The sequence below is a fragment of the uncultured Tenacibaculum sp. genome, from assembly GCF_947498805.1.
In the GTDB taxonomy this organism is placed as follows: Bacteria; Bacteroidota; Bacteroidia; order Flavobacteriales; family Flavobacteriaceae; genus Polaribacter.
Genome location: NZ_CANMLT010000006.1, coordinates 216,128 through 242,833 on the forward strand (window position 1 = coordinate 216,128; position 26,706 = coordinate 242,833).

24 protein-coding genes are annotated in these 26,706 nt (G+C 31.7%); 12 read left to right on the forward strand and 12 right to left on the reverse strand.

Translation table 11 applies throughout. From position 1 onward, the window contains the following. The first annotated feature begins 39 nt into the window (after nt 1-39). Both Q0873_RS13825 and Q0873_RS13830 read left to right on the forward strand, forming a co-directional pair. Nucleotides 40-525, forward strand: a complete 486-nt coding sequence (locus tag Q0873_RS13825; RefSeq protein WP_299108306.1) for a Crp/Fnr family transcriptional regulator — start codon at nt 40-42, stop codon at nt 523-525. A 68-nt stretch (nt 526-593) separates the two neighbouring features. After that, nucleotides 594-1,136: a hypothetical protein gene (locus Q0873_RS13830; protein WP_299108308.1), complete on the forward strand. Its 543-nt coding sequence runs from the start codon at nt 594-596 to the stop codon at nt 1,134-1,136. Here the strand turns inward: Q0873_RS13830 and Q0873_RS13835 are convergent. The 7 genes from Q0873_RS13835 to Q0873_RS13865 all read right to left on the reverse strand — a co-directional run bounded on the left by Q0873_RS13835 (nt 1,114) and on the right by Q0873_RS13865 (nt 7,523). Further along, nucleotides 1,114-1,896: an ABC transporter permease gene (locus Q0873_RS13835; protein ID WP_299108310.1), complete on the reverse strand. Its 783-nt coding sequence runs from the start codon at nt 1,894-1,896 to the stop codon at nt 1,114-1,116. The two genes, Q0873_RS13830 and Q0873_RS13835, sit on opposite strands and share 23 nt — an antisense overlap. A 4-nt stretch (nt 1,897-1,900) precedes the next feature. After that, nucleotides 1,901-2,818, reverse strand: coding sequence for an ABC transporter ATP-binding protein (locus tag Q0873_RS13840; protein WP_299108312.1), 918 nt, complete (start codon nt 2,816-2,818; stop codon nt 1,901-1,903). Nucleotides 2,819-2,917: 99 nt separating this feature from the next. Beyond that, on the reverse strand, nt 2,918-3,382 hold the full coding sequence (locus Q0873_RS13845; RefSeq protein ID WP_299108314.1) for a hypothetical protein: 465 nt from the start codon (nt 3,380-3,382) through the stop codon (nt 2,918-2,920). A 77-nt stretch (nt 3,383-3,459) separates the two neighbouring features. Further along, nucleotides 3,460-4,713, reverse strand: a complete 1,254-nt coding sequence (locus Q0873_RS13850) for a tetratricopeptide repeat protein (protein WP_299108316.1) — start codon at nt 4,711-4,713, stop codon at nt 3,460-3,462. An 11-nt stretch (nt 4,714-4,724) separates the two neighbouring features. Continuing rightward, nucleotides 4,725-5,612 carry a DUF4350 domain-containing protein gene (locus tag Q0873_RS13855; protein WP_299108318.1) on the reverse strand — a complete coding sequence of 296 codons (888 nt, stop codon included), beginning with the start codon at nt 5,610-5,612 and terminating at the stop codon, nt 4,725-4,727. Between the two features lies 1 nt (nt 5,613). Next, a complete protein-coding gene (locus Q0873_RS13860) occupies nt 5,614-7,158 on the reverse strand; it encodes a M56 family metallopeptidase (protein ID WP_299108320.1) in 1,545 nt (514 codons plus the stop codon). Next, nucleotides 7,155-7,523 (reverse strand): BlaI/MecI/CopY family transcriptional regulator, encoded by a 369-nt coding sequence (locus Q0873_RS13865; RefSeq protein ID WP_299108326.1) that lies wholly within the window; start codon nt 7,521-7,523, stop codon nt 7,155-7,157. Before Q0873_RS13865 ends, Q0873_RS13860 begins: the two co-directional genes overlap by 4 nt. A 121-nt stretch (nt 7,524-7,644) precedes the next feature. Here Q0873_RS13865 and Q0873_RS13870 point away from each other — a divergent pair, with 121 nt between their 5' ends. From Q0873_RS13870 to Q0873_RS13900, 7 genes are all read left to right on the forward strand, one after another. Continuing rightward, the gene (locus Q0873_RS13870; protein ID WP_299108327.1) at nt 7,645-8,151 is read left to right on the forward strand and encodes a DUF456 domain-containing protein; all 507 of its coding nucleotides are present in this window, start codon (nt 7,645-7,647) and stop codon (nt 8,149-8,151) included. 254 nt (nt 8,152-8,405) lie between these two features. After that, a complete protein-coding gene (lysS, locus tag Q0873_RS13875; RefSeq protein WP_299108328.1) occupies nt 8,406-10,103 on the forward strand; it encodes a lysine--tRNA ligase in 1,698 nt (565 codons plus the stop codon). Between the two features lie 151 nt (nt 10,104-10,254). Further along, nucleotides 10,255-11,685, forward strand: a complete 1,431-nt coding sequence (locus Q0873_RS13880; protein ID WP_299108329.1) for a DASS family sodium-coupled anion symporter — start codon at nt 10,255-10,257, stop codon at nt 11,683-11,685. Nucleotides 11,686-11,755: 70 nt separating this feature from the next. Next, entirely contained in the window at nt 11,756-12,229 is a 474-nt protein-coding gene (locus Q0873_RS13885) for a Crp/Fnr family transcriptional regulator (RefSeq protein ID WP_299108330.1), read from the forward strand. Nucleotides 12,230-12,313: 84 nt separating this feature from the next. After that, the gene (locus tag Q0873_RS13890; protein WP_299108331.1) at nt 12,314-12,607 is read left to right on the forward strand and encodes a DUF1330 domain-containing protein; all 294 of its coding nucleotides are present in this window, start codon (nt 12,314-12,316) and stop codon (nt 12,605-12,607) included. A gap of 407 nt (nt 12,608-13,014) precedes the next feature. After that, complete coding sequence (locus tag Q0873_RS13895; RefSeq protein WP_299108333.1) at nt 13,015-13,680, forward strand: ATP-binding cassette domain-containing protein; 666 nt, start codon at nt 13,015-13,017, stop codon at nt 13,678-13,680. A 155-nt stretch (nt 13,681-13,835) separates the two neighbouring features. Continuing rightward, nucleotides 13,836-15,854 (forward strand): ComEC/Rec2 family competence protein, encoded by a 2,019-nt coding sequence (locus Q0873_RS13900; RefSeq protein WP_299108335.1) that lies wholly within the window; start codon nt 13,836-13,838, stop codon nt 15,852-15,854. A 6-nt stretch (nt 15,855-15,860) separates the two neighbouring features. Here Q0873_RS13900 and Q0873_RS13905 read toward each other — a convergent pair whose 3' ends face one another. From Q0873_RS13905 to Q0873_RS13920, 4 genes are all read right to left on the reverse strand, one after another. Next, nucleotides 15,861-16,379 (reverse strand): DUF255 domain-containing protein, encoded by a 519-nt coding sequence (locus Q0873_RS13905; RefSeq protein WP_299108337.1) that lies wholly within the window; start codon nt 16,377-16,379, stop codon nt 15,861-15,863. A 97-nt stretch (nt 16,380-16,476) separates the two neighbouring features. Next, nucleotides 16,477-18,240 (reverse strand): peptide MFS transporter, encoded by a 1,764-nt coding sequence (locus Q0873_RS13910; RefSeq protein WP_299108339.1) that lies wholly within the window; start codon nt 18,238-18,240, stop codon nt 16,477-16,479. A gap of 72 nt (nt 18,241-18,312) precedes the next feature. Beyond that, nucleotides 18,313-19,878 (reverse strand): oligopeptide:H+ symporter, encoded by a 1,566-nt coding sequence (locus Q0873_RS13915; RefSeq protein WP_299108341.1) that lies wholly within the window; start codon nt 19,876-19,878, stop codon nt 18,313-18,315. Between the two features lies 1 nt (nt 19,879). Continuing rightward, on the reverse strand, nt 19,880-22,024 hold the full coding sequence (locus Q0873_RS13920) for a S9 family peptidase (RefSeq protein ID WP_299108343.1): 2,145 nt from the start codon (nt 22,022-22,024) through the stop codon (nt 19,880-19,882). 142 nt (nt 22,025-22,166) lie between these two features. Between Q0873_RS13920 and Q0873_RS13925 the strand changes: the two genes are divergently transcribed. From Q0873_RS13925 to Q0873_RS13935, 3 genes are read left to right on the forward strand one after another with little or no spacing between them, the layout of a single operon-like run. Continuing rightward, the gene (locus Q0873_RS13925; RefSeq protein WP_299108345.1) at nt 22,167-23,900 is read left to right on the forward strand and encodes a hydroxymethylglutaryl-CoA reductase, degradative; all 1,734 of its coding nucleotides are present in this window, start codon (nt 22,167-22,169) and stop codon (nt 23,898-23,900) included. Beyond that, nucleotides 23,900-24,826 carry a GYDIA family GHMP kinase gene (locus tag Q0873_RS13930; RefSeq protein WP_299108347.1) on the forward strand — a complete coding sequence of 309 codons (927 nt, stop codon included), beginning with the start codon at nt 23,900-23,902 and terminating at the stop codon, nt 24,824-24,826. Before Q0873_RS13925 ends, Q0873_RS13930 begins: the two co-directional genes overlap by 1 nt. Beyond that, nucleotides 24,826-26,037, forward strand: coding sequence for an NAD(P)/FAD-dependent oxidoreductase (locus Q0873_RS13935; RefSeq protein ID WP_299108349.1), 1,212 nt, complete (start codon nt 24,826-24,828; stop codon nt 26,035-26,037). Before Q0873_RS13930 ends, Q0873_RS13935 begins: the two co-directional genes overlap by 1 nt. Here the strand turns inward: Q0873_RS13935 and Q0873_RS13940 are convergent. Beyond that, entirely contained in the window at nt 26,034-26,654 is a 621-nt protein-coding gene (locus Q0873_RS13940) for a hypothetical protein (RefSeq protein ID WP_299108351.1), read from the reverse strand. The genes Q0873_RS13935 and Q0873_RS13940 overlap by 4 nt on opposite strands. Nucleotides 26,655-26,706 lie beyond the last annotated feature (52 nt).

The following is a 26,706-nucleotide window of genomic DNA, read 5'->3' on the forward strand; positions in this document are numbered from 1 at the left end:
CTAGAGAATCCTGAGTTTGCCGAAGCTCTGCAAAGTATTATGATATATCAGAAATACCCTAAACATCATTTGCTACATGAAGCGGGAACCATTTGTAATCATTTTTATATTCTCATTTCAGGAATTGCTAGAGTCTTTTATTACAAAGAAGATAAAGACATTACTGTTCATTTTTCCGCAGAAAGAGAAAGTATCACTACAATAGATAGTCTAATTCAACGAAAAAAAAGCAAATACAATATTGAAGCATTGGAAGATTTAGAAGTTTTTGCAGTTCATATTAATGATATGGAAGAGCTCTTCCAAAGTAATCCGAAGTACGAGCGTTATGGCAGGTTATTTATGCAACAAATTTATATAGAATTGGTAGAGCGTATAGATGATTTACAGCTGCACACTGCTCAAGAACGTTACCAAACACTACTCGCTAAAAAACCTTACTTATTTCAACGTGTCTCTTCCAAACACATTGCTTCTTTTTTAAGTATTACCCCAGAAACTTTAAGTAGAATTAGAGGAAAGTAAAATCTTGATATTTGTCAAGAATTTTAAAATTTAGAGCCTGTAAATTTGTAGTAACAAACAACATAACAATGGTTTTACAACAAGCTCTTAACGACTTTTACACTCAAAATAAACTGGAAAAAGAAGGAGGTTCGAATAACAACTGGTTTTACCTCCATTTTAACCTTTTCTCTATTAAAGTACCGAATTCAGACTTTAGAAAAAAAGTGATTCATATTCATGACATTCAACATGTGTTATACAATTGTGATACCACATGGAAAGGTGAAGCATTCATTGCTGGATGGGAAATAGCCACGGGTATGTGGAAACATTTACCTATTGGTTTTATGAGTATTTGGGCTATGGGCTTTTCTTTACTAAATTATCCTACTGAGGTGATCAATGGATATAAAGAAGGGCTAAAAGTAACAGGTATTATTGATCTTAAACTAAGTAAAGAGCAACTGTTACAACTAACTATTTCTCAAGTAAAAGAGAAAATTAAAAGAAAGCACCCCTTAAAAATGAATATATTTCAGAGGTGCATTTTTTTATTTTGGGTAAGTATTAGTTTACTCTCTGTGTTATTTCCTTTGGTTCTTTTGCTTATTTTATATTTAATCTTCTAATATCGAAATACCCTAAAATACAGGTAACAATAAAGCAAAAGACACTATAAACCAACACAGAGGAATAACCAAAGGTTAATGGTGCCTTATCTCCTAAATTTATTGACAACAAATTATAGGCATACGGAAAATATATTGATTCAGGTGCTTGTGAAGCAATTAAACCTACAATAACCAAAACCATTCCTACTGCTAATGGAACAATAAAATTCTTTACGCGAAAACTCAACCAAAACTGAATTCCAACAATACCTAAAGAAGCTATAAATGATAAGAACAGCATCTTTATATACTTAAAAAACTCTGGTTGAAAATCTAAAAACCCAAGATCTGGATAAAAGGCTCCTAGTAAAACTCCAAAGAACAGAATAGCCAAATAAAAATATACGTAGGTAATCAGAATAGACAAGAGAACAATAGACAACTTTCCAAAATAAACACTCCATTTAGGTACTGGAAGCGTAAAAATATGTTTTATCCCTGAAGCTTTATGCTCTACTTGAATTATTAAACTTGTAATCAACACAATGAACATAGGCACAAAAAACGGAATTGAATTTTTCACCTGATTCACCATAAATTTCTCCCAAGGATTCACTCCTACTTCCGGAATTAGTTTTGCATGTTTTACTGCATAGACAATAAAAAACAATAAGGGTATGCTTAATGCACTTATAATTGTTAACCAAAAAGCAAAAGTTCTCTTAAGCTTGATTAATTCATTCTTAGTATTTGAAATATAAAATGATAATGCCGACATGATATTAGTTTTCTGTTAGTGATAAAAAAAGTTCTTCTAAGTTATTTTTAATATTTACCTGAAAGACCTGAACATTATTCTTTCTTAAGGCATCAATAACATTTGTTATTTCTTCTTTGTGCAGTACTTCTATTTGAAGAAATTCTTTAGACTCAGAAGTATTCACTTTTTCTAACTGCTCTAATACACTTAACGCTTCTATAAACTTATCTACTTCTAATTCTATAACAATACTCTTATCTTTAGATGCTTTTAAGGCAGCAACCGTATCTTGATACAACATTTTACCTTTTCGAATGATTCCAACATGTGTACATGTTTTCTCTATTTCACTTAGTAAATGACTTGAAATAAAAACGGTAGTTCCGTATTTTTCATTCAATTCTTTAATAAGCTCTCGCATTTCAATGATTCCTTTCGGATCTAAACCATTGGTAGGTTCATCTAAAATGACAAACTCAGGGTTACTTAGTAAAGAAATAGCTAACCCCAAGCGCTGTTTCATTCCCAAAGAATATGCTTTTACCTTTTTCTTTTTTGCATGCGTTAATTTTACGATTTCTAAAACTTCGTCAATCCTTTCCGAAGCAATATTCTCGCGATAATTAGCAGCAATTTTCAAATTATCTACAGCATTCAAATGTTCATACAAAGAAGGGTTCTCAATAAGAGCTCCAATCTTGTCTAAACTAGACACTCGATTCTTTGATGTAAAAGGCTCTCCAAACAATGATACTTCTCCTGATTGTTTTTTTAGAAGCCCTAAGATTAAACGAATGGTGGTACTTTTTCCTGATCCATTTGGACCTAAGAATCCGTAAATACTTCCTTTCGGAATTTTAAGATCCAAATTCTCAATATCCTTTCTGGATTTTGAGTACGAAAAATTGAGGTTTTTCGTCTCTACAATGAATTGATTCATACTATGGTTTTATTTGTTTAGTTATTTCTAAAACGAACGAATCAAAAAAATGTAACAAGCAGTATTTTAAACAAATAACAAAATGCGAAGTAAAAAAACTTAGTTACTAGCTATTCTTATTGGTAGTGTATATTCCGTTATTACAGGAAATCCTTTCTTTAAAGCTGGAGTAATTACGGGAAGGTTTTCTATTGATTTTTTTACAATACTATCTAATTGCGGGAACTTAGATTGAGCATTTTTTGAAGATTGAATTTCTTTTAAATTTACTTTTCCTTTACTAGAAACTTGAATGACTAATAAAACCGTTTCATCTATATCTTCTTTTACCGAAAATTGATGTTTCTCAAGTTCTACAAACACCCTTTTTTGTAGCTCTTTTTCAAAGCACTTTGTCTTTGCTTTTCCTTCTAAATGATCACAAGCAACAAAAGCAGGAGACACATCTACTTTTGTGTAATCAACAATAGTATCAAATTGTAATTTCTCCTTTTTTGTAGAAGACAAATTACTACATGATACATTAGTAAGAATAAGTAACAATAAAAAAAAACGTATTCTCATCTCATTGATTTTGAGATGAAAATACGAATTTTTAGTCATTAAAAGAACTTTAAAAAGCCTCAATAGTTTTCAATCAACTATTCTAAAATTTCGCCTTTTAAAAAGTGCTCTTTTTTTATTTCTTTTATTCTTCTTTCTGCGTTTACTGTAAACAAAGAATCTTTTCGTTCAAACCTATCTATATATCTTTGATAATATTTATAAGCTACTTTTTTGTCTTCGTAATAATTATCAGAAAAGTTGGCTAGCAGATACAATGCTTTGTAGTTATTTCTATTTTCAGCAATTGCTTTCTTGTACTGCTCAATCACCCTTTTGGGCTTCTTTTGTTCAAAAAACACATTTGCCATTCCTAAATGAGCTTGATCTCTTGGTTCTTTACCTACAATGGTTGCCATTAAATAATTCATTGAAGCATTTTGTAAATCCTTTTCTTCAAAATAAATACTTCCTAAAAATATATAGCTTTTAAAATCTGACCTATCTAATTTTAACGCTTTTGAAAAATACATTTTAGCGCTATCAAGCTCTTCTATTTCGTAATAAGACTTCCCTAACATCTTATATGTATAGTGCTCGTTTGGTTTGATAGAATCTATTTTCTTTAAGAGTCTAATTGCCTCCTTATATTTCTTCTCTCTAAAGAAATCGTTTATTTTCAATTTGTTCAAATTGATATGATTAGGAACAACTTTTAAACCCTTGTTTACAAATAAATTTGAAGAATCTCTATCTCTTAAAACTCTATAGGCTAGAGCTAATTTCTCTATTGCCTTAATATGCTGGTTATCTCTCCTATAAGCTTCTAAAAAATTATCTATTTTGAGGTTCCTCTTTTTTAATTTTTGGTAAACCAATCCTAGATAATATGGGTAGTTAGCATTAGTATTATCGGCTCTTTTCAATTCTTTGAAAAAAGTTACTGCCTTTTTAATTTGGTTTGTTTTTAGATACAGTTTTCCTAAGAGGTATTTTGCTAACAGATTGTCTTTGTCCTTATCAACAATCTCTTCCAATAATGCAATGGCTTTGTTAAATTGATTGAGTCGAATGTGTATTTTTCCTAGCTTCAATTTTAATACATCATTCTCTTTTAAACTCAATGCTTTTTCATAGAACCCTGTGGCTCTTTTGTAATTATCTATAGACTCATAAACTGAAGCTATCTTTTTGTTTTTGATATAAGTTTCAGGCAATTCATTTAATAGCACCAGTGCTTTTTGATACCTTCCTATACTTGTTAAACTATCAATTGTTTTAAAAGTCGAAACTTGCGCTCCGACTTTTAAACAAACAATCATACTTGCCATAAAAAATAATTTCTTTTTCATTTATTTTAATCTTAATTAGTTAGCCAAGTCAAAATGTTTAATAGTAATTTATAATTCTCTTCTGCTCCTTCTGCATTCATTCCTACTTTAAATCGATTTCTTCCTGCTAATTGTGCTGTAAACATGGCTGCTTCTCCAAATATTGCTACTCTTCCTTGACCATATTCCATAATAGCACCTTGTGATAGTTCTTTTGCCTTAAAACGCTTTGTTTTTTCTGTAAAACGCCACATAGTATCAGGCAAATGGACAACCATTTTCTCATTTGTTTTTAAAATAGAAACTGCTTTATTGGGAATTTTAAACACTTGCCCAGTAAAGGTTCTTATACTATTTAGTTCTTTGTAGTTCTTGTTTCCACCTGTTATATTATGTTCTCCCAGTAACAAGTTCTCTTTTGAAAACTCTAAGATTCCACGTTGATTTTCATCCAACAAAAAACTATCATAAAAAGTAAACCCAAATGCTTTTGCCAAAGGCTCACTTGCTCCAGCAAATGGCATATGATCAGCTATTAAAAACAAGGAACCTCCTTTTTGTACCCATTTTTTTACACTTGCTATTTCTTTTGAAGTAAAAGCACTTGGTGTAGGAGTGACAAACGGACCTCTAGCTCCTTCAACAAGAGCATTTGCTATTACCAAAACCTTTATTCCTTTTAAACTCTCTTTCGAAAATTTATTGGTAAAACCTTTTACCTTATATCCAGTTTTTGCCAATACTAAAGCAAAAGGTTTGTATCGATTATCTTTTGTGTGAAAATTATTATGAGCTTCATCTATAAATACTTCAATTCCTCTTACTTTTTTTTCAATGCTTGGCGAATATAACGTATCGGCTACCTGCTGAGCTTCAACAGACATTTGTAAGAAAAACAAAACTATAACTAGATATCTCATTTTACTCTACATTAAACGTAATGGGTAATGTATATCCAGTAATTACCTTTTTACCATCTTTTTCTCCTGGTAACATCTTAGGTAGTTTATGAACTATTTCCATTGCATGTTCTTTTAAAGTAGGATGCGGTGCTCTTGCCCTTACGTCTTTAATTTCACCGTTCTTTCCAATTTTAAATTGCACATAAATTCTCTTTTTTCCTTTTTCTAATCCTAGTTTATTGGCCAATTTAGTATCGAAATTCTGAGCAACAAACTTCATCAGTTTCTTATTAAAACACTCCTTATTTGCCTCAACACACCCTGGAAAAGTCGGATACTTATCTAATGAGACAAATGGAACATTTTCAGCGTCTTGATTTCCTAATTTTCTCTTAGTATCCATATTAGACTTCATAGCATTCATCATATCTTTCATACTACTAAACATGATTTTTCTACCATCTTTCCCTTCAAAAAATCTAATTTTTGTATTCGAAAGCAACTTCTCTTTTTCATCTCGTTTTGCGATTACTTCTTCATATTCTTTACGCTCTCCTTTAGATAATTCATGTAATGCGTACTCTTGCGTTTCTGGAGCGTCTTTACTAATTAGCACATCCATGTAAGTCATCTTTGTTTCAGAGATTGCTGGATTTTCATTTAAACTAAAGTATATTCTTTGTTTATCTAATTTAGGTTCGGTAATGGATTTCTCCGTGTCTGAACATGCTGTATACAAAAGCATACTTGCTAATACTGGTACTAATAATAAGTACTTTAACTGTTTAATTTGTTTTGATTTGTTTTTTGTCATCATACGTATTCGTTTTTTGATTAATGAATGTTTATAAAATTGATTAATGAATGAAATGCTCTCCACCTGAAAGATATCGGAGAGTAAATTGTTTATATAGTTTTCTTTTGGAGTGGATTTGCTAACCACCTCATCTGAAATATATTCATGTACTAAAGCAACTCTGTTTTGATATATATATACCATAGGATTGAACCACATTACAATCTTTAATGCTTCAAAAAATAACAGGTCCAACGAATGTTTTTGTTGGCTATGCACCAACTCATGCTGAATAATTTTCTCTTGTTTATCACTAGAAATTCCTTTCCCTAAAAAAATGTAATTAAAAAACGAAAAGGCTTTGGAGTTTTTTGGCAGGAGTACCAGTCTATAGTTTTGTCTTTTCTCCGCTCCGTAAACAAATATTAACCGAACGATTCTATAGAGTTTCAATACAAATACCAATGTGAATAGTATACAGCCCGCATAAAACAGCACATCTAAATAATTAATTGATTGATACCAAGCCGACTTTTCAATTACCTTTTGAGGTGATAGTACCACTTCAGGTAACAAAATGGTATATTCTTGAGGTACGGCTTTTTGAATGGTCGTTACCTTTATTAAGGGTAATATAAACGAACCCACTGCAGTTGTTAACAAATACCATCTGTTCTTTGTAAAGAATGTTTCCTTACTTAAAAAGAAATCATATACTGCTACAAACAATACCTGAAACAATACAACTTGAATTACATAATTTATCATGACTTTTTCTTTTTATCAATTTCTTTTAAAATACTTTCTAGTTCAGTAATATCCATTTTGTTTTCCTTCATAAAAAAGGAAACCATACTCTTAAAAGAACCTCCAAAGTATCCATTCATTAACTTATGTAAACTTTGATTGCTATACTCATCTTTATCTATAAGAGGAAAATATACATATCCTCTTCCCTTAGGTTCATGTCCTACAAATTCTTTTGTTTCTAAAATTCTAATAATAGTTGAAACTGTATTATAGGCAGGTTTAGGCATTGGAAGTTCTTCTATAACTTCTTTTACCGAAGCTTTATTTAACTCCCATAAAACTTGCATTATCTGTTCTTCTGCCTTGGTTAATTGTTTACTCATCTTCTATTATTTTATATAAACTCTTAACAAATATAACTAAAAACTTAGTTAAAACTAATTTCTTAGTTTATTTATTTATGTAACAAACAGTTTTTATATTCGTCATATCAATAAAAATTCAATGGACATACTGTTATTATTACTAGGGTTTCTTCTTATTTTTCTTGGACTAATAGGTTCTTTTTTACCAATTCTTCCAGGGCCTTTAACAAGCTGGGGTGGATTATTGTTATTGCACATGACCAGTGTTATACCTCAAAACTGGACTTTTCTAGGAATTACTTTAGCAATAGCCATATTTATTTTTATCATTGATTATTTCATTCCTGCTATGGGAACCAAACGTTTTGGCGGAACCAAATATGGAGTCTATGGTACTACAATTGGATTGTTTATAGGTCTTTTTTTCATTCCTATTCCATTAGGCTTTCTGCTCGGGGCATTTGCCGGAGCATTTATTGGAGAATTAATGTATGATAGTAAGGATACTACTAGAGCAATCAAAGCATCTTTTGGTGCATTTATAGGCTTCTTAGCCTCTGCAACAATAAAATTTTCTGTTTCAGTAATTTATTTGGTATTGTTTCTAATGGATTTTTGGAATTATAAAGGAGCTTTCTTTAGCTAAATTGAATGCAAAAAAAAAGCAACCCATCTCAGGGCAGCTTTCCATCGGTTAACAAAACCTAGGTGATTTAACACCTTAACAACACAACTAAATGCTGCTTTTAAAAAAAGACAGCCTGCAAATATACATACTTTTTGAAAACCACCAAATAAAAAAAACATTTTTTACAAAAATCTACTATTTGTTAACGTTGCTTAGTTCTGTAATTGATTGTATCTTTGCCCCTTTAAAATTTAAACAGTAAAAAGTTAATCATGCAATTATCAGAACAAGAAGTTGTACGTAGAGAAAAACTTACGAAGTTACGTGAGTTAGGTATCAATCCATACCCAGCAGATTTATTCCCATTAAACTCTAATTCAAAAGCAATTAAACAGGACTTTGAAGAGGGTAAAAAGGTGGTAATTGCTGGTAGGTTAATGTCTCGTCGTATCCAAGGGAAAGCTTCTTTTGCCGAATTGCAAGATAGTGAAGGAAGAGTACAGGTATATTTTAACAGAGATGAAATTTGTACTGGAGAAGACAACACTTTATACAATGAAGTTTATAAGAAATTATTAGACATAGGTGATTTTGTAGGAATCGAAGGAGAGTTATTCAAAACTCAAGTTGGAGAAATCACTGTAATGGTAAAAGATTTTAAATTATTAAGTAAATCTTTAAAACCTTTACCATTACCAAAAGTTGATGCAGAAGGAAATACATTTGACGGATTTACTGATCCTGAAATGCGTTACCGTCAGCGTTATGCAGATTTAGTAGTAAATCCACATGTAAAAGAAGTTTTTGTAAAGCGTACAAAGTTATTCAATGCAATGCGTCAGTTTTTTAATGACGCTGGATATTTTGAAGTTGAAACACCAATTTTACAACCTATTCCTGGAGGAGCAGCAGCAAGACCGTTTATTACACACCATAATGCATTAGACATTCCATTATACATGCGTATTGCTAATGAACTATACCTAAAGCGTTTAATTGTTGGTGGTTTCGATGGTGTTTATGAATTTTCTAAGAATTTCCGTAATGAAGGAATGGACAGAACTCACAATCCAGAATTTACAGCAATGGAAATTTATGTAGCTTATAAAGACTACAACTGGATGATGGACTTTACTGAAAAGTTATTAGAGCACTGTGCTATTGCAGTAAACGGAACTACAAAAGCTACTTTCGGAGAATATGAAGTAGACTTTAAAGCTCCATATGCACGTGTAACAATGGCAGATTCTATTAAGCATTTTACAGGATTTGATATTACTGGTAAAACAGAAGATGAAATTCGTAAAGCTGCTCAAGATATGGGTATCGAGGTAGATGACACTATGGGTAAAGGAAAATTAATCGATGAAATTTTTGGTGAGAAATGTGAAGGAAACTACATTCAACCAACATTTATTACCGATTACCCAAAAGAAATGTCTCCTTTATGTAAAGAACATAGAGACAATCCTGAATTAACAGAGCGTTTTGAGTTAATGGTTTGTGGTAAAGAAATTGCAAATGCGTATTCTGAATTAAATGATCCTATTGACCAACGTGAACGTTTTGAAGCTCAATTAAAATTAGCTGAAAGAGGTGATGATGAAGCAGGTGAGTTTATTGATCAAGATTTCTTACGTGCTTTAGAATATGGAATGCCTCCAACCTCTGGTTTAGGTATTGGAATGGACCGTTTAATTATGTATTTAACAAACAATCCATCTATTCAAGAAGTTTTATTCTTCCCACAGATGAAGCCAGAGAAAAAAGCGCCTGCAGTTGAGTTAAACGATGATGAAAAAGCTGTTTTCACTTTATTACAAAAAGCTGAAAAAATTGGCTTAAACGATTTAAAATCTCAAAGTGGATTATCTAATAAGAAGTGGGATAAAACTATTAAAGGATTAACCAAAAATAAACTAGCTAAAGTGGAAAAAACTGAAGAAGGTTTATTTGTAGAAGTGATTTAATATTATCCATAATACATATATAAAAGAGGGGTTGCAAAAATGCAATCCCTCTTTTCATTTACTACAACGTTCAATAAAAGGAAAACACATTGGTTCATTTTTGTTCGAAATCAACTATATTCGATTCCTTTAAGTCAACTTATTATTTGTTATGCCAAACTCAAAAAAAATTGGTCTTGTTCTAGGCCCATTGTTTTTTCTAATTATCATAAACATTCCTTTCAATCTCATTTCTGAAAATGGAGATGCCGTTATTGGAGTAGCCTTATGGATGATTACTTGGTGGATAACAGAGGCTGTTTCTATTTCGGTAACGGCATTGTTACCTTTAATTTTATTTCCGCTGTTAAAGATTATGCCCATCGCAGAAGTAGGTGCTAATTACGGTAGCCCTATTATTTTTCTTTTCTTTGGAGGCCTTGTGCTTGCATTGGCATTGGAAAAAGTAGATCTACACAAACGTATTGCTCTTAACATTATAAAAGTTACAGGTACAACTCCTAATAAAGTTATTTTAGGTTTTATGATTGCCACGGGTGTGTTGAGTATGTGGATAAGTAATACAGCAAGCACAGTAGTTATGCTTCCCATAGCTTTATCTGTAATTCAACTATTGATAGATGATGAAGATGGATTCACTAAAGATGACAAAAACTTTGCTTTAGCGGCCATGTTAGGAATTGCGTTCTCGGCAAATGCAGGAGGAATAGCCACTATTATAGGTACTCCTCCAAACTCTGTTTTAATTGGTTTACTTGAAAATGAATATCAAATTGAAATTTCCTTTTTACAATGGATGACTATTGGTTTACCATTTTCTATAATCATGATTGCTATTGTTTATATAGTTCTGGTAAAATGGATGTACCCAAATAAGAACCTCCAATTCAAAGCTTCGAAACAGGTAATTGATTCAGAATTAGATAAATTGGGCAAATTATCAGCTCGAGAAAAACAGGTATTAGTCATTTTTGGTATCACCGTATTCTTATGGATTTTTAGAACTTTAATCAATAAGTTGTTCCCTGGCTTAAAACTATCAGACACCATCATTAGTATGATTGCGGCGGTTTCTCTTTTTGCTTTTCCATTTAATTTTAAGAAAGGCGAATTTATCTTACAATGGAAGGATACCGAAAAATTAGCTTGGGGTATTTTAATTCTCTTTGGAGGAGGACTAGCACTAGCAAAAGGTATGTCTAGTAGCGGTATTGTTGATTTTGTTTCTAACACCATTGCTTCCAGTAATATAAGCATCCTACTAACGGCTTCTTTATTAATCTTCTTAATGCTTTTTATGACAGAATTAATGAGTAACGTAGCTCTAGTAGCTGTATTAGCTCCAGTAGTAGCTGGTATTGCTATTCGTTTAAATATTCCTATCCTAAACTTACTTATTCCTGTAACTATTGCCAGTAGCTGTGCTTTTATGCTACCGATGGCTACTCCTCCAAATGCCATAGTTTTTGCGAGTGGATATATAAAAGTACATCAAATGGCCAAAGCAGGTGTTGTTTTAAACTTGATAGCTATTGCCCTTCTTATTGCACTTTTCCAATTTGTAATTCCATTTTTGTTTTAAGAGCTTTATTCATAAATAAACTAAACCAGAAAGAAATCTTATCTTTCAGTTCGACTTACAAATAATAAAGATGCAAATAGTCAATATTAAAAAAGGACATACCCTACAACGCTCTGGTGATACTAACAGTAAAGTTTATGAAGTTGTATCTGGGTTGCTTCGAAGCTATACAATAGACCAAAAAGGGAAAGAACATATATTTATGTTTGCTCCTGAAAATTGGATTATTGCTGATGCAAATCCAGAAGGTACTCCTTCTGAATTCTTTATTGATGCATTGGAAGACTCTACAGTTAAGATAAGAGACAAAGATTTAAGTCAAATCCCTTTAAATGCTTCACCTATAGCAAAACGTATGCTTGTTTTACAAAGAAGAATTATCATGTTAATGAGTTATTCTGGTTTGCAACGTTATGAACATTTTATTGAAACCTATCCTAATCTACTACAGCGTATTCCTCAAAGGATGATTGCTTCTTATTTAGGCATTACTCCTGAAGCACTGAGTAAAGCCAAAGGAGACAAACTTCGTGCTTCTAAATAATTCTTTATTTCTTAATATTTATTAATGCACACCTGTTGCGCCACAAATACTTTTGTTGAAGTATTAATTATTAAAATAAATAGTATGAAAGCATACATGTTAGCATTTGTAAGAGTAAATGATTTAGAGACTTTTAACAAAGAGTATATTGAGAAAGCAGTTCCTATCGTAGAACGTCATGGAGGTATAACCGTTGCTGTTGATGAAAATCCCGATTTAATAGAAGGAAACATCCCTTCTGGACGAGTAGTTATTGTTGAATTTCCAACTAAAGCGGCTGCTGAAGGTTTTTATAATGACCCAGAATACCAACCTATTAAAGCTTGGCGACAAAAAGTTAGTCAAAGTGACTCAATAATTCTTGAAAAAGGATTTTAATAGATACTTTTTTTAATATAAGAAACAACAAGCAACTACAATAAGTAATCTTTTTAAAGATTACTTATTGTTTTATTATACTTCTTTTTAATAACTTCGTTTTTCAATGGTTGCTTGAAAATGAACACTAAAGCTTTTTGGAAATATTATCTAGATATTAATTTATTTAATATCCCGTTCTCTTTATTCTTCGGAATAACAGCAGGTATTATTTGGAGTTTCGTAATTTTTTCTTCTTTTGGAATATTTGTTGGGTATCTTGGTTTTTATTTTTTTAAGGAGCATGAATACTACACCTATTACAATCTTGGTTTTACAAAAAGCAATCTTTTAACAAGAACTTTCCTTGTCAATTTATGTATTTCGATACTACTATTAACAATTTATATCTTAATTGTATAACTAACATGGGAGTATTAGAAGTAACAAACCTTAGTAAATCTTACGGAAGCAAAAAGATTTTAGAAAACATCAGTTTAAAGTGTACTACTGGTGAAATAATTGGTCTTTTTGGTCGCAATGGAACTGGTAAATCAACATTATTAAAACTCATCTTTGGTACGATACCAGCAGATTCAATCACCATAAAAATAGATTCAAAAATTATTAAACCTAATGCAATCATAGCTTCAAAAAAGATAGCCTATCTACCTCAGGATTCTTTTTTACCAAAAAGTAAAAAAGTACGAGATATTATCCCTTTATTTTTTCCTAATGGAAATGACCAAGACATGATTTTCTATTCACCTCAAATAGCCTCTTTTGAAAAGTTAAAGGTGGGTGATTTATCCATCGGTCAATTACGGTATCTAGAGTTATTACTTGTTGGAAATCTAAACCATCAATTTTTAATGTTAGACGAACCATTTTCAATGGTGGAACCTATTTATAAAAATGTAATACAAGAATTATTACTTACGCTAAAAAAAACAAAAGGTATTATAATAACCGACCACTACTACGAAGACGTACTGAAAATAACAGATAAAAACTTCCTGATAAAAAACACCAAAAAAATGAAAGTAAATGGTAAAAACGATTTGGTGAAATATGAATACCTCAGATCTTCGTAAGTCTTATTTCTTATTTTACACGTACTTTATCAGTACAACAGAAGTACACTTTGAAAATAAAAAACATAGATTAATCTACACTTTCCACCTAGTCTAAGATAAAACCAACTGCTATCTAAACATTCTCATTCTTTTTTCAATAGCTTTAACTTGCTATGAGAACATTAGTTAGTTATACCCCTACCTACTTTTTAGTCTTTTTAATCATTGGAATCATCATACAATTTCAATGGAATATATGGTGCTATACATCGATTTATGTATACACCTTATTATTTATACTACTTCTTATTCTCTTTTATTTAAAACAAAGAAATACCAGAGTGTTTTTTACAATTTTAAGCTCATTACTATTTGTTCTTATAGGAGTTTGTTTGGTGTTTATTCAGGATACTAAAAATCATAAGTATTACTATAAGAATTATTATGAGAAAAATAATTTTGCTGTATTAACCGTCCAGCAAGTACTAAAACCAAACTTATATAACCATAAATATATTGCAAAGGTTGCTCAAGTGAATCAACAAAACACATGTGGTTTTGTTTTAGTAAGCATACAAAAAGACAGTTTACTCCCTCTTATTAGAGAAGGTCAACAACTTTATCTAAAACCTGATTTTAAAGAACTAACGTCTCCCTTAAATCCATATCAATTCAATTATAAAAATTATTTAGCCAAACAATACATTTATCAGCAAATTTTTACAAAGTATTCTGATTTTAAAGTTCTAAAACCAACAGTTATATCCATTAACAGCATATCGGCAAAATTTAGAGCTAACATTCAACTCGCCTTAAAAAAGCATCATTTTTCTAGCGATGTTTATGCCGTAATTAATGCTTTATTGCTTGGACAAAGACAAAGTATTTCTAAAGAACTACAAGAAAGTTACGTCAACGCAGGCGCGATACATATTCTAGCTATTTCAGGACTTCATATTGGTATTATTCTTTGGATCTTATCTTTCTTTTTAAAGCCTTTAGAGAGGCTCAAATACGGCAAGATATTCAAAACTGGACTCATTATATGTTTTCTATGGTGTTTTGCCTTTATAGCAGGACTTTCTGCTTCTGTTGTAAGAGCGGTAACCATGTTTTCTTTCGTTTCCATTGCCTTAATATCAAATAGAAAACAACATATCGAACATTCGTTAATTACTTCTATGATCTTTCTTTTATTTATGAAACCGTTATTTCTATTTGACGTTGGATTTCAATTAAGTTATGTAGCTGTTTTTGGTATCGTTTGGGTGCAACCACTACTCTCTTCTATTTGGAAACCTAAATTTATTTTAACTCGTAAACTATGGCAATTATTCACTGTTTCGATGGCAGCTCAATTAGGAATACTCCCCATTAGTCTGTACTACTTTAATCAGTTTTCAAGTCTGTTTATCATTTCAAATATTATCATTATTCCTTTCTTAGGAAGTATTCTTGCAGGAGGAATTCTTATTATTCTACTCGCTCTTATCAATCTTTTACCACAGGAGGTAGCCAACATCTATGAGTACATCATTTCTTTAATGAATAGTATCATTTATGAGATCGCTAATCAAGAAGTATTTTTACTCAAAAACATATACCTATCCTTTCCAAAAATGCTTTTATGGTATGGATGTATTATTCTCACTTGCCAGCTTATAATTCATAAAAGAAATAAGCACTTGCTATATGCTTTGTGCTCTATAATAGCCCTGCAACTTCTGAGTCTTATTGAAACACGTATCAAAAACACCAAAGAAGAACTGATTGTTTTTCATAAAAATAAAACATCTGTTATAGGAGTGCGAAAAGGTAAAGAAATGAGCTTTTACAACAACTCTAAGAGCAGCAAGTTCACACAGGAAATGCTAAACCTCTACAAAACACATCAAAACATTAGTATATCACATTTAAAAAAGCATTCTAATATCCTAACTTTCAAGGACAATGTAATTTTAATAGTTGACAGTTTGGGTGTTTATAACCTTTCTTTAAAAAGACCTCTTGTACTCCTTCAACATTCTCCAAAAATCAATCTAAGAAGATTAATCACTTACTTACAACCTCGTTGTATTGTTGTAGATGGAAGTAATTATAATAGTTATGTGCTTAGGTGGAAGGAAACTTGTGAGCAACAAAAAACGCCATTTTACTATACCGGTAAAAATGGCGCTTATATTTTAAAGTGAAAGAGACTAGATTGAACTCTTAAAGTTCTTTTCAAAGTCTTTCCAATTTGATTTCTTATAGTTATCGTTGTTAAAGAAAGCTAATATTTTCTCAAAACGTTCTTTAGTTAAATAACCAGGAACTGTTTGAATTAATTTTTGTTCTTTATCGAAAAACGCTGTTGAAGGATAGCTCATTTTTCCTCTCATGATAGCTGCAGCTAACTGATGGAATTTACTCCTACCCTGTTGTACAAACTTAAAGGTTTTTCCTTGAAAACTAATATCTTCTTTTCCTTCTCCATCCATCTTAACTGCATAGTAGTTATCGTTAATGTATTTCACGATAGTTCCATTTTTATAGGTAGTTGCATCCATCTTCTTACACCAACCGCACCAGTCTGTATATAAATCAACCAAAATAGGTTTAGGATTCTCTTTGCTCTTCTCAATAGCCTCTTCAAAAGACAACCAATTTATTCCGTTCTGCGCAGTCATTTGTAAAGTACCTACAAATATAAATGCTAGTAATATTAATTTCTTCATATCCTCTAAGTCTCAATAAGTATTCCAAATTTACAAAAAAACCTATCAAGTTTTTACACTCAATAGGTTTTTCGCATATTTTAACGTTTGTAAAACTCTATTTTACTCCGTGCATTAACTTCTTAATTACAGGATATAAAACAGCAGATAATACTGCTAATCCCAAAGAAACAAATGTTAATAGCCAGAAGAAGCTACTTAATCCTTGCTCTTGCGCAATTGATTCTGAAGATTCCGCAAACACTCCAGCTAACTTCATACCAATAGCAACGGCTAAATACCAAATACCAAACATAAATGCAATCATACGTCCAGGTACTAACTTAGACACATAAGACAATGCTACTGGAGAAACGCATAACTCTCCCATTGTATGGAAAAGATATACTAAAATTAACCAAATCATACTTACAGATGCTGTTTTAGCTCCTGGTTCAATTCCTGATGCACCAACAGCCACACACGCCATACCTAAAGCTAATAGTCCCATTCCAATTGCCCATTTCATATTTGCATTAGGATTGTACTTACTTTCCCACCATTTAGAAAATAATGGAGCTAACGTAATAATAAATAAAGAATTTAATATAGAGAACCACGAAGCAGGAACTTCAGTTGTGTCTTTTTGGAATTCTGTTGATAGCATCCATAAAGCAATTCCCCAAACAATAACAAAACTTAACGCCAAGAAAATATTAGACCAAGCGTACTTTTCAAATGTCTTTTTAAATAATAAATATAATACCCAAGATATTATTCCTAAAGGGACAATAGTCATTAAAGAATTTACTACTTTAAAAATCATTCCAGCACTTCCTTCTAAAGTTCTTTGTGTATAATCCTTAGCGAATACTGTTAAAGAACTTGGTGATTGTTCAAAAATTGCCCAGAAGAAAATAGTTACAAAAGCAAAGAAAATTACTGCTAACATTCTATCTCTTAATACTGGCGTATATTTCGGAATTCTGATTACTAACAACGCTATAAAAAGGCCCAAAGCCACAAAAATTGCTAAATCTGTTCCAGATAATCCCGCAAATTCAAATGGAAATAAATTATACTTTCCTTTAGAAACTTTAGATATTGGATCGTTAAATATCCATGCTAAACCTAAAAGAGCTGAAATTGCAATCATTATTTTTTGAACTCCTGTAAAAGGATTTCTCCCTTCTTCTTCTAAAGATTCTTCTGATGTAATATCATCAATTAAATCAACATTTTTATTCTTTGGTCCATCTCCTATTTTACCAAAAATTCCTTGTGCAAACCAGAACTGTAACATTCCGAATAGCATAAAAATTCCAGCTACACCGAATCCCCAAGACCATCCTACTTTTTCACCTAAATAACCACAAAGTAAAATTCCTAAGAACGCTCCCGCGTTAACTCCCATATAGAAAATCGTATAAGCTCCATCTTTCTTTCCTTCTTTACCTTTATACATTTCAGAAATAATAGACGTCATATTAGGTTTAAAGAATCCACTTCCAATTACTAAAAATCCTAAACCAGCATAAATAAAGAATGGTGTTTCTACAGCCATACATCCATGACCAATGGTCATCAATACAGCTCCCCAAACCACAGCTTTACGAATACCTATAACATTATCAGCAAAATAACCACCTACCATTGTAGATAAATAAACTAATGAGGTATAAGTACCAAAGATTGCATATGCCCATTCTCTTGGCCATCCCCAACCTTCGTCTAAAAGCGATGCTGTAAAAAATAAGATTAATAATGCACGCATTCCGTAATACGAAAAACGCTCCCACATTTCTGTAAAGAACAACACAAACAATCCTGCTGGGTGCCCTAAAACCTTGTCTTTAAATAGATTTTCTATATCTGTATTCATATTATAAGTATATATAATTTAACATAACAAACCTCGTAATATTCCTATTACGAGGTTTGTTTTTATTTATTATTAATGCTTTTCTTCTATTAAAATTTCATCCTCTCCACTATCATCTACATCCACCCCATGCATCATTTTCTTAACTAATGGTGATAATGCTAATAGTAAGATTCCAAATCCAACTCCTGTATACAGTAAATATTCAAATAACTGCAAATAACTTTCTTTTGCAATACCCAAATCAGGAGCTGTTCCATTAGAAGTGTCTACTGATGCAATATTTGCTAATACAGAAGCTATAAATTCTGAACTCGCTGTAGCCAAAAACCATACTCCCATCATAAAACCAACGATTTTGGCAGGAGATAATTTTGTTACTGCCGATAATCCTACAGGAGATAAACATAACTCTCCACAAGTATGTAAAAAATATGTGATTACCAACCAATAAATAGCTACCTTTCCTAAACCAGATGCATTGATACCTAATACTAATGATCCAAATCCTAAACCTACTAAGATAAGTGCTAAAGAAAATTTCACCGCTGTATTAGGGTTATACTTTCCTAATTTAACCCATAACCAAGCAAATACTGGTGCTAATAAAATAATGAATAATGCATTTAAACTAAGGAATGTTCCTGCGGCTATTTCTCCTCTATCTAATACTCTATCTGCAAATAAGTTTAACGAAGTATAAGCTTGCTCAAACAATGCCCAGAAAATTACTGTAAATACAATTAAAATAGTGAGAGCAAACAGTCGCTGTCTTGCCACTCTATCTAACTGTGTAACTGCATAATAAACAATATAAATAAATGATGCCGCACCAGCTACCATTAAAGACATAGATACTGCTTCATGTCTTTGTACCATTTGCCAAAATACAACTGTAGATAAAATACTAGCTATATAAATTAACCATTCATTATTTATTCCAAATGTACTCTTACTTAATAACTCTGGATTGCTAGACTCTCCTTTACCGTTTAAATATTTCTTACCCATTATAAAAGTTGCTAAACCTAAAGCCATACCTACACCGGCTGCTCCAAATCCGTAACTCCATCCGTATTCTTCTCCTAACCAAACACAAATAATAGTTGCTAAAAACGATCCTAAGTTAATACCCATGTAAAAAATGGTAAACCCTGAGTCTCGTCTCTTATCTCCAACCTTATATAATTCTCCTACTAGCGAAGAAATGTTTGCTTTTAAAAATCCTACACCTAGAATAATCAAGGCTAACGAGAAATAAAATACTTGTAAAGCAGTATTGTCTCTTGTAATCTCTCCTGTCATTGATTCTGTTGCAGCATTCCCTTCATAGGCCATTCCTAAATGTCCTAAAACAAGCATGATTCCTCCAAAAACAATGGCTTTTCTAAAACCTAAATATTTATCAGCAATAAAACCTCCTATTACGGGAACCGCATATACCAATGCAGCATAACTTCCTATTAATAAGTTTCCTGCACTATCAGAAAACAAATGATATTTGGTTAAATAAAATATTAAAAGAGCTTTCATACCATAGAATGAAAAACGCTCCCACATTTCTGTAAAAAATAGTATAAACAGCCCAATTGGGTGTCCAAATAATTCTTTTTCCCTAATAGAAGTTGAATTTGCCATATTATAAGTTGTTTTTAATAAAGTTTGTCATTTTAGTATACAAGTGTAAACGTGTATTTCCACCATAAATTCCGTGATTCTTATCTGGATACATACCCCATTCGAATTGCTTGTTAGCTTGAATTAATGCTTCCGCCATTCGATATGCATTTTGCACGTGTACATTATCATCTCCAGTACCGTGAATTAACAGGTATTTTCCTTTTAATAATTCTGGGTAATTTAATGGTGAATTTTCATCGTATCCAGAAGGGTTTTCTTCTGGCGTACGCATATAACGCTCTGTATAAATTGTGTCATAAAACCTCCATGTAGTAACTGGAGCTACTGCGATTGCAGTAGAAAACACATCGTTTCCTTTTAACAAACAGTTGGTACTCATATGACCTCCAAAAGACCATCCCCAAATTCCAATTCTTTTAGCATCTACATATGGTAATTCTGCTAACTTCTTAGCTACAGCAATTTGATCTTCTGTTTCGTGTTTCACTAAGTTCATATACGTAACTTTCTTGAAGTCACGTCCTTTGTAACCTGTTCCTCTACCATCAACACAAACTATAATATAACCTTCTTGTGCTAACATTTGGTGCCAATAATCGTTAGAGCTATTCCAACGATTCGCTACCTGCTGAGAACCTGGTCCTGAATATTGATACATTAATACAGGATATTTCTTAGCTGGATCAAAGTTAGATGGTTTAATAGTATACATGTTCAACTCTTCTCCGTTTACTGAGATTGTTGAGAATTCTTTTTTACTTAAGTTAAACCCAGCAATACCATCTTTTAAAGCAGCATTGTCTTTAATTGTTTTTAATACCTTTCCTTCTGAGTTTCTTAAGGTATATACTGGTGGAGTATTTGCATCAGAAAATGTATTGATAAAATAATTTTTATTCTCACTAAAAGAAGCTCTATTTGTTCCTGATGGCTCACTTAATAGTTTTTTGTTTTCTCCTTTTAAAGAAATACTATATACACCACGGTTAATAGAACCGTTTTCTACTGATTGGAAATAAATAGTATTCTTTTTAGCATTATAACCGTAATATGAAGTTACATCCCAATTTCCTTTGGTAACTTGATTGATCAATGCTCCTGTTTTATCGTAGTGATAAATATGGTTGTATCCATCTTTTTCACTTGTCCAAATAAAGCTATTATCATCTAAGAAAGTTAAATCATCTGTAACATCAACATATGCCTTATCAGTTTCATTTAATACTAAAGTACTTCTGTAGGTTTTAGCGTCTACAAAGTACATTTTTAAATCATTTTGATGACGATTCAATGTACGAACTGCTAATACATTTGCATCTTTTGTCCAGTTAATTCTAGGAATATACTCGTATTCTCCAAAAACAATTCTTGCTGTATTATTAGATTCTAATGAATACATGTATAAAGTAACCTTAGCATTGTCTTCTCCTGCTTTTGGATATTTAAACACATGTTGAGATGGGTACTTTCCTTTTCCAAAAACATCCATAGAGAATGTTTTTACATCTGTTTCATCGAATCGTAAAAATGCTAAATTCTTACTGTCTGCACTCCATTCAAATGCTCTTACAAATCCAAATTCTTCTTCATACACCCAATCAGTAATACCGTTGATAATTTTATTTTTTTCACCATCAGTAGTTACTTTTACTAAAGTGTTCTCTGAAAAATCTCTTATGAATAAGTTATTGTCTTTTGCATATGCTACCTTTTTACTATCAGGTGAAAAAGTAGGTCGTTGAATATCTTCTCCAATTAACTTTAACGATTTAGTAGCGATATCATATAAATAATAGGTTCCTAAAAACGAACGACGGAAAATAGGTTTAAATTTTGTTCCTAAAATTAACTTGCTTTCGTCGTTATTAAAATCGTATGATTCAAAATAAGCTAACCCATTTAAATCTTTACTATCAACTATAGTAGCTACTTTTTCTAAAGTTTCGTAACTATATTTATCAACAGTTGAACCTGAATCGTTGTAATTTAAAAGTGAGTAGAAATTTCCATTCATTGAATTCAAAGAATTCATATAATCGGCTCTAAATGTGCCCTTTTTCCAAATATCCTCTAGCGTAATGTCTTTTTTTTGGGCTTGTAATAGTGAAGTAATCCCTAAAAAAAAGATGAATAATTTTTTCATTTATAGTTGTTGTTTACGTAAAAAGTTTGCCAAGTTTACGGAAAAATCATCAAAAATCAGTCCTAAAAAGTTATAAATAGTGAATATAACGGCTATTTTAACAGGATTCATTTATCTTTGACGCACCAAAAATGATGATAGAATGTCGAAAATTATTTCAGGATTTTCAAAACTTACCAAGGAAGAAAAAATTGATTGGTTAGCTAAAACTTATTTTGATAATCAACCAGAAATTATTCAAACTTTAAAACAATATTGGAATGTAGATGCTTCTTTACAGCAATTACATGATGATTTTATAGAGAATACAATCACCAACTTTTACATGCCTTATGGTATTGCACCTAACTTTGTAATTAATGGTCGGGATTATGTAATTCCAATGGTTGTAGAAGAAAGCTCTGTAGTTGCTGCGGCTTCTTTAGTTGCTAAATATTGGAGCACTCGAGGTGGATTTAAAACAGAGGTTATCTCTACAACTAAAATTGGTCAAGTACATTTTATGTACTCAGGTAATAAAGAAGATTTAACTACTTATTTCAAGCAGCAAAAAACAGAATTATATGCAGCTACGGCTTCCATTACTAAAAACATGGAAAAACGTGGTGGTGGAATTTTAGATATTGAATTAGTAGATAAAACTGATAAACTTGCTAACTATTATCAGTTGCATGTTACGTTTGAAACCAAAGATTCTATGGGAGCGAATTTTATCAATTCGTGTCTAGAAGCGATGGCTAAACAATTTCAAAAAGAAGACATTGAAATTGTAATGAGTATTTTATCTAACTATGTTCCTGAATGTGTTGTTAGAGCTGAAGTTAGTTGTAAAATTGAAGAGTTAGGTGGCGAAAACCCAGAAAAGTTTGCACAAAAATTCGCCCAAGCCGTAAAAATTGCTGAAATAGAACCTTACCGAGCAGTTACTCATAACAAAGGTATTATGAACGGTATTGATGCAGTGGTTTTAGCAACTGGAAACGATTTTAGAGCCATTGAAGCTGGAGCACATGCCTATGCTGCAAAAAATGGACATTATAAAAGTTTAACGCATTGTGAGGTCAAAGATGGAGTTTTTAGATTTTGGATTGAAATTCCGTTGGCTTTAGGAACTGTTGGTGGATTAACTGCGTTACATCCTATGGCTAAATTATCATTAGATATGATGGGGCGTCCATCTGCAAGAACCTTAATGCAAATTATGGCTACTGCAGGATTGGCTCAAAACTTTGCTGCTTTACGTGCCTTAACAACAAAAGGAATTCAGCATGGACATATGAAAATGCACTTGCAGAATATATTAAATCAACACAGCGCTACTTCAGAAGAAAAAGAGCTTATTACAAAGTACTTTGAAAACAGAACTGTTTCTCATAGCGCAGTAGTTGAAAAAATAAAATCATTACGAAAACCCGAAGTAAATTGGGTTAACTTTTTAAATAAAGAAGAGCTTACTCAAAAATTAAATGGTTTAAAAGCAGATGAGCATCCATTATTTGGAAAAATGAATGGACAACAGATGATCGAGCATGTAAGTTTCTTAGTAAAGATTTCAAATGGAAAGGTTGCACTTGATGAATTTGTTAACGAAGAAAAATCTGCAAGAAGAAAGCCTTTTTTAGACACTGAAAATGAAATTCAAGTTGGTTTTAAGGCTCCTATGTTGTCTGAAGAACCTTATCCGGTTAAATTTGATACAATTCAGGAGTCTATCAATGATTTATTTTCACAAATAGACAGGTTTGAAAGCTTCTTTAAAGAAAATCCTAATAAAGTTATTGTACATCCATTCTTTGGAGAATTGGATTATGAATACTGGAAGAAGTTTCATGTAAAACATTTTACACATCATTTTAAACAATTCGGATTAGTATAATGCAATTTTACTCTAACGGAAAATTATTATTAACTGGAGAATATGTAGTTTTAGATGGTGCTACTTCCTTAGCAATTCCTACTAAATTTGGTCAAGATTTAGTTATTCAACCCATCAAAGAACCTCAACTTATTTGGGGAAGCTTTACACACACAGGTGAATGTTGGTTTGAAGCAAGTTTTGATCTACCTAAACTCCGTTTAACCTCAGCGACTTTTAATTCAAGTAATGAAGGGAGTGCCGAATTTATTGCGGAAACATTACAAGGTTTATTACAAGAAGCTAGACAATTAAACCCATCATTTTTGAATGACAATTCGGGTTATGTTGTAAAAACTAATTTAGGTTTTCCTAGAGATTGGGGATTGGGTAGTTCTTCTACTTTAATTAATAATATTGCTACATGGGCAGAAGTGAATCCATTTACACTTTTATGGAATGCTTTTTCTGGAAGTGGGTATGATATTGCTTGTGCAAAACATAATACTCCCATTTTTTATCAATTAAACGATAAAAAACCTCTTGTGGAAGAAGTTTCTTTTTCACCAAACTTTACTGAGGAATTGTTTTTTGTTCACTTAAACCAAAAACAAAACAGTAGAGAGGGAATTGCACAATACAGAAAAAACAATAAAAATATCCAACAAGAGATAAATGATATTTCTGAATTATCAAAGGAGTTTATTGAAACTACATCTGTTAATGATGTCAATAAACTAATTGTGGAGCACGAAAGAATCATAAGTTCTATTATTAAGTTATCTCCTGTAAAAAAGGAATTGTTTGGAGATTACTTTGGAGAAGTTAAAAGTCTAGGTGCTTGGGGAGGAGATTTTGTTTTGGTTACTGGAAATGAAGATACTCCTAAGTATTTCCAACAAAAAGGGTTTGAAACGATTATTCCTTATTCAAAAATGGTTTTATAATGAAAAAAGTTATAATTATTGGTGGAGGTGCAGCTGGTTTTTTTACAGCGATAAATGCAAAAGAACAGAATCCTGACTTAGACATTACAATTCTTGAAAAAGGAAAAGAGGTTTTACAAAAAGTAAAAATTTCTGGTGGCGGACGTTGTAATGTTACGCATGCTTGTTTTGAACCAAAAGAACTAACAAAATTCTATCCAAGAGGTAAAAAGGAACTCTTAGGTCCTTTTCATCAATTTATGACAGGCGATACTTTTGAATGGTTTGAAAACAGAGGTGTTCCTTTAAAAATAGAAGGAGATAACCGCGTATTCCCAGAAGCAAATACTTCACAAGCAATCATCAACTGTTTTCAATCTTTGGTTGATAGCCTGGGGATTTCTGTTTTAAAAAATCATGGAGTTACTTCTGTTGAAGAACAAAACGATCGTTGGTTAGTACATACAAAAGAGCAATCTTTTGATGCGGATTATTTGGTTGTAGCAGCTGGGAGTAGCAAGAAAGTTTGGGACTTGGCTAAAACATTAGATCATTCAATTATTCAACCAGTACCTTCTTTATTTACTTTTAATATCAAAGATGAACGAATTGCAGATTTAGGTGGAATTTCTGTACCGAATGCAACAGTAAAAATACTAGATACCAAACTTGAAAACTATGGGCCTTTATTAATTACACATTGGGGATTAAGCGGACCCGCGGTTTTAAAGTTATCGGCTTTTGGAGCAAGAATATTAGCAGAGAAAAGCTACCAATATAAAGTAGAAGTAAACTGGCTAGGAAGTAATCCTTCAACAATACTTCAAGAGTTACAAAAACTTAAAAAACAACAGGCTAAAAAACAAGCATCTTTAAAATCTCCTTTTTCGGAAGTACCTAGAAGATTATGGGAACGCTTTGTAAAAGCTGCTGGCATAAAACCAAACCAAAACTGGGGTGATTTAAACAACAATCAACTTCAGAGCTTAGCAGATCAACTAACAAAGTCTGTTTTTAATGCAAATGGTAAATCAACTTTTAAAGAAGAGTTTGTAACTGCTGGAGGAATTGATTTAAAAGAGATTAACTTTAAACGCTTTGAGAGTAAGTTTCATAAAAACTTATTTTTTGTTGGAGAGGTTTTAAATATTGATGCCGTTACTGGAGGTTTTAATTTTCAAAATGCTTGGACGGGTGGTTTTATTTGTGCCAAGTCTATTGCTGAAAGTTAGTAACTCATTATCGTTCCATAATATAGCAGCTGATAGGTTTTTACATCTAACAATAAGTAGTTCATTGCCATCATCATTCCATAATTAGATTTGTCATAAAATAAATGATTGAAGTAATCTATTTTATTCTGGTCAAAATCAAAATAATCTTTATGGGTGTTAAATCGAGCTTCATAAAAATTTTCTAACTGAGAAAGCCTGTGAACATTTACTCCCTTTGAACATGTATATAAACTATCTATTTTTCTTTTAAGCTTGGTTCCTTTATATGTTAAACGACCGTTTGATTTAAAAATGGTGTTTTTATAAGCTTCTTTCTCTAACAAATCATATAAAATACTCTCTGTACCTACTTCTTTTTGTATCCTTTCTATATACTTTGATAAATTATTAGACAATCTATTCAACTCTCCTACTCTTACTTTTGTTTTCTGAAACATTAATGGTTTCTTTTCTGCTTGTTTTTCAAAAAATGAAGTTCTTCCTTCAATAAGATCAGATTGTACTCGAATAGCATCCATCATAGACTCATGCGCTTTATAGGTAGAAAAGCTATGCTGGGCAGTACCTTTCATAAAACAAAACAACAGACTCAAAATGACACAAACGTTCTTCATTAAATATTTTTTACGAAAGATAGTTTTTTTAAAATAAACCTATTAAGACAAT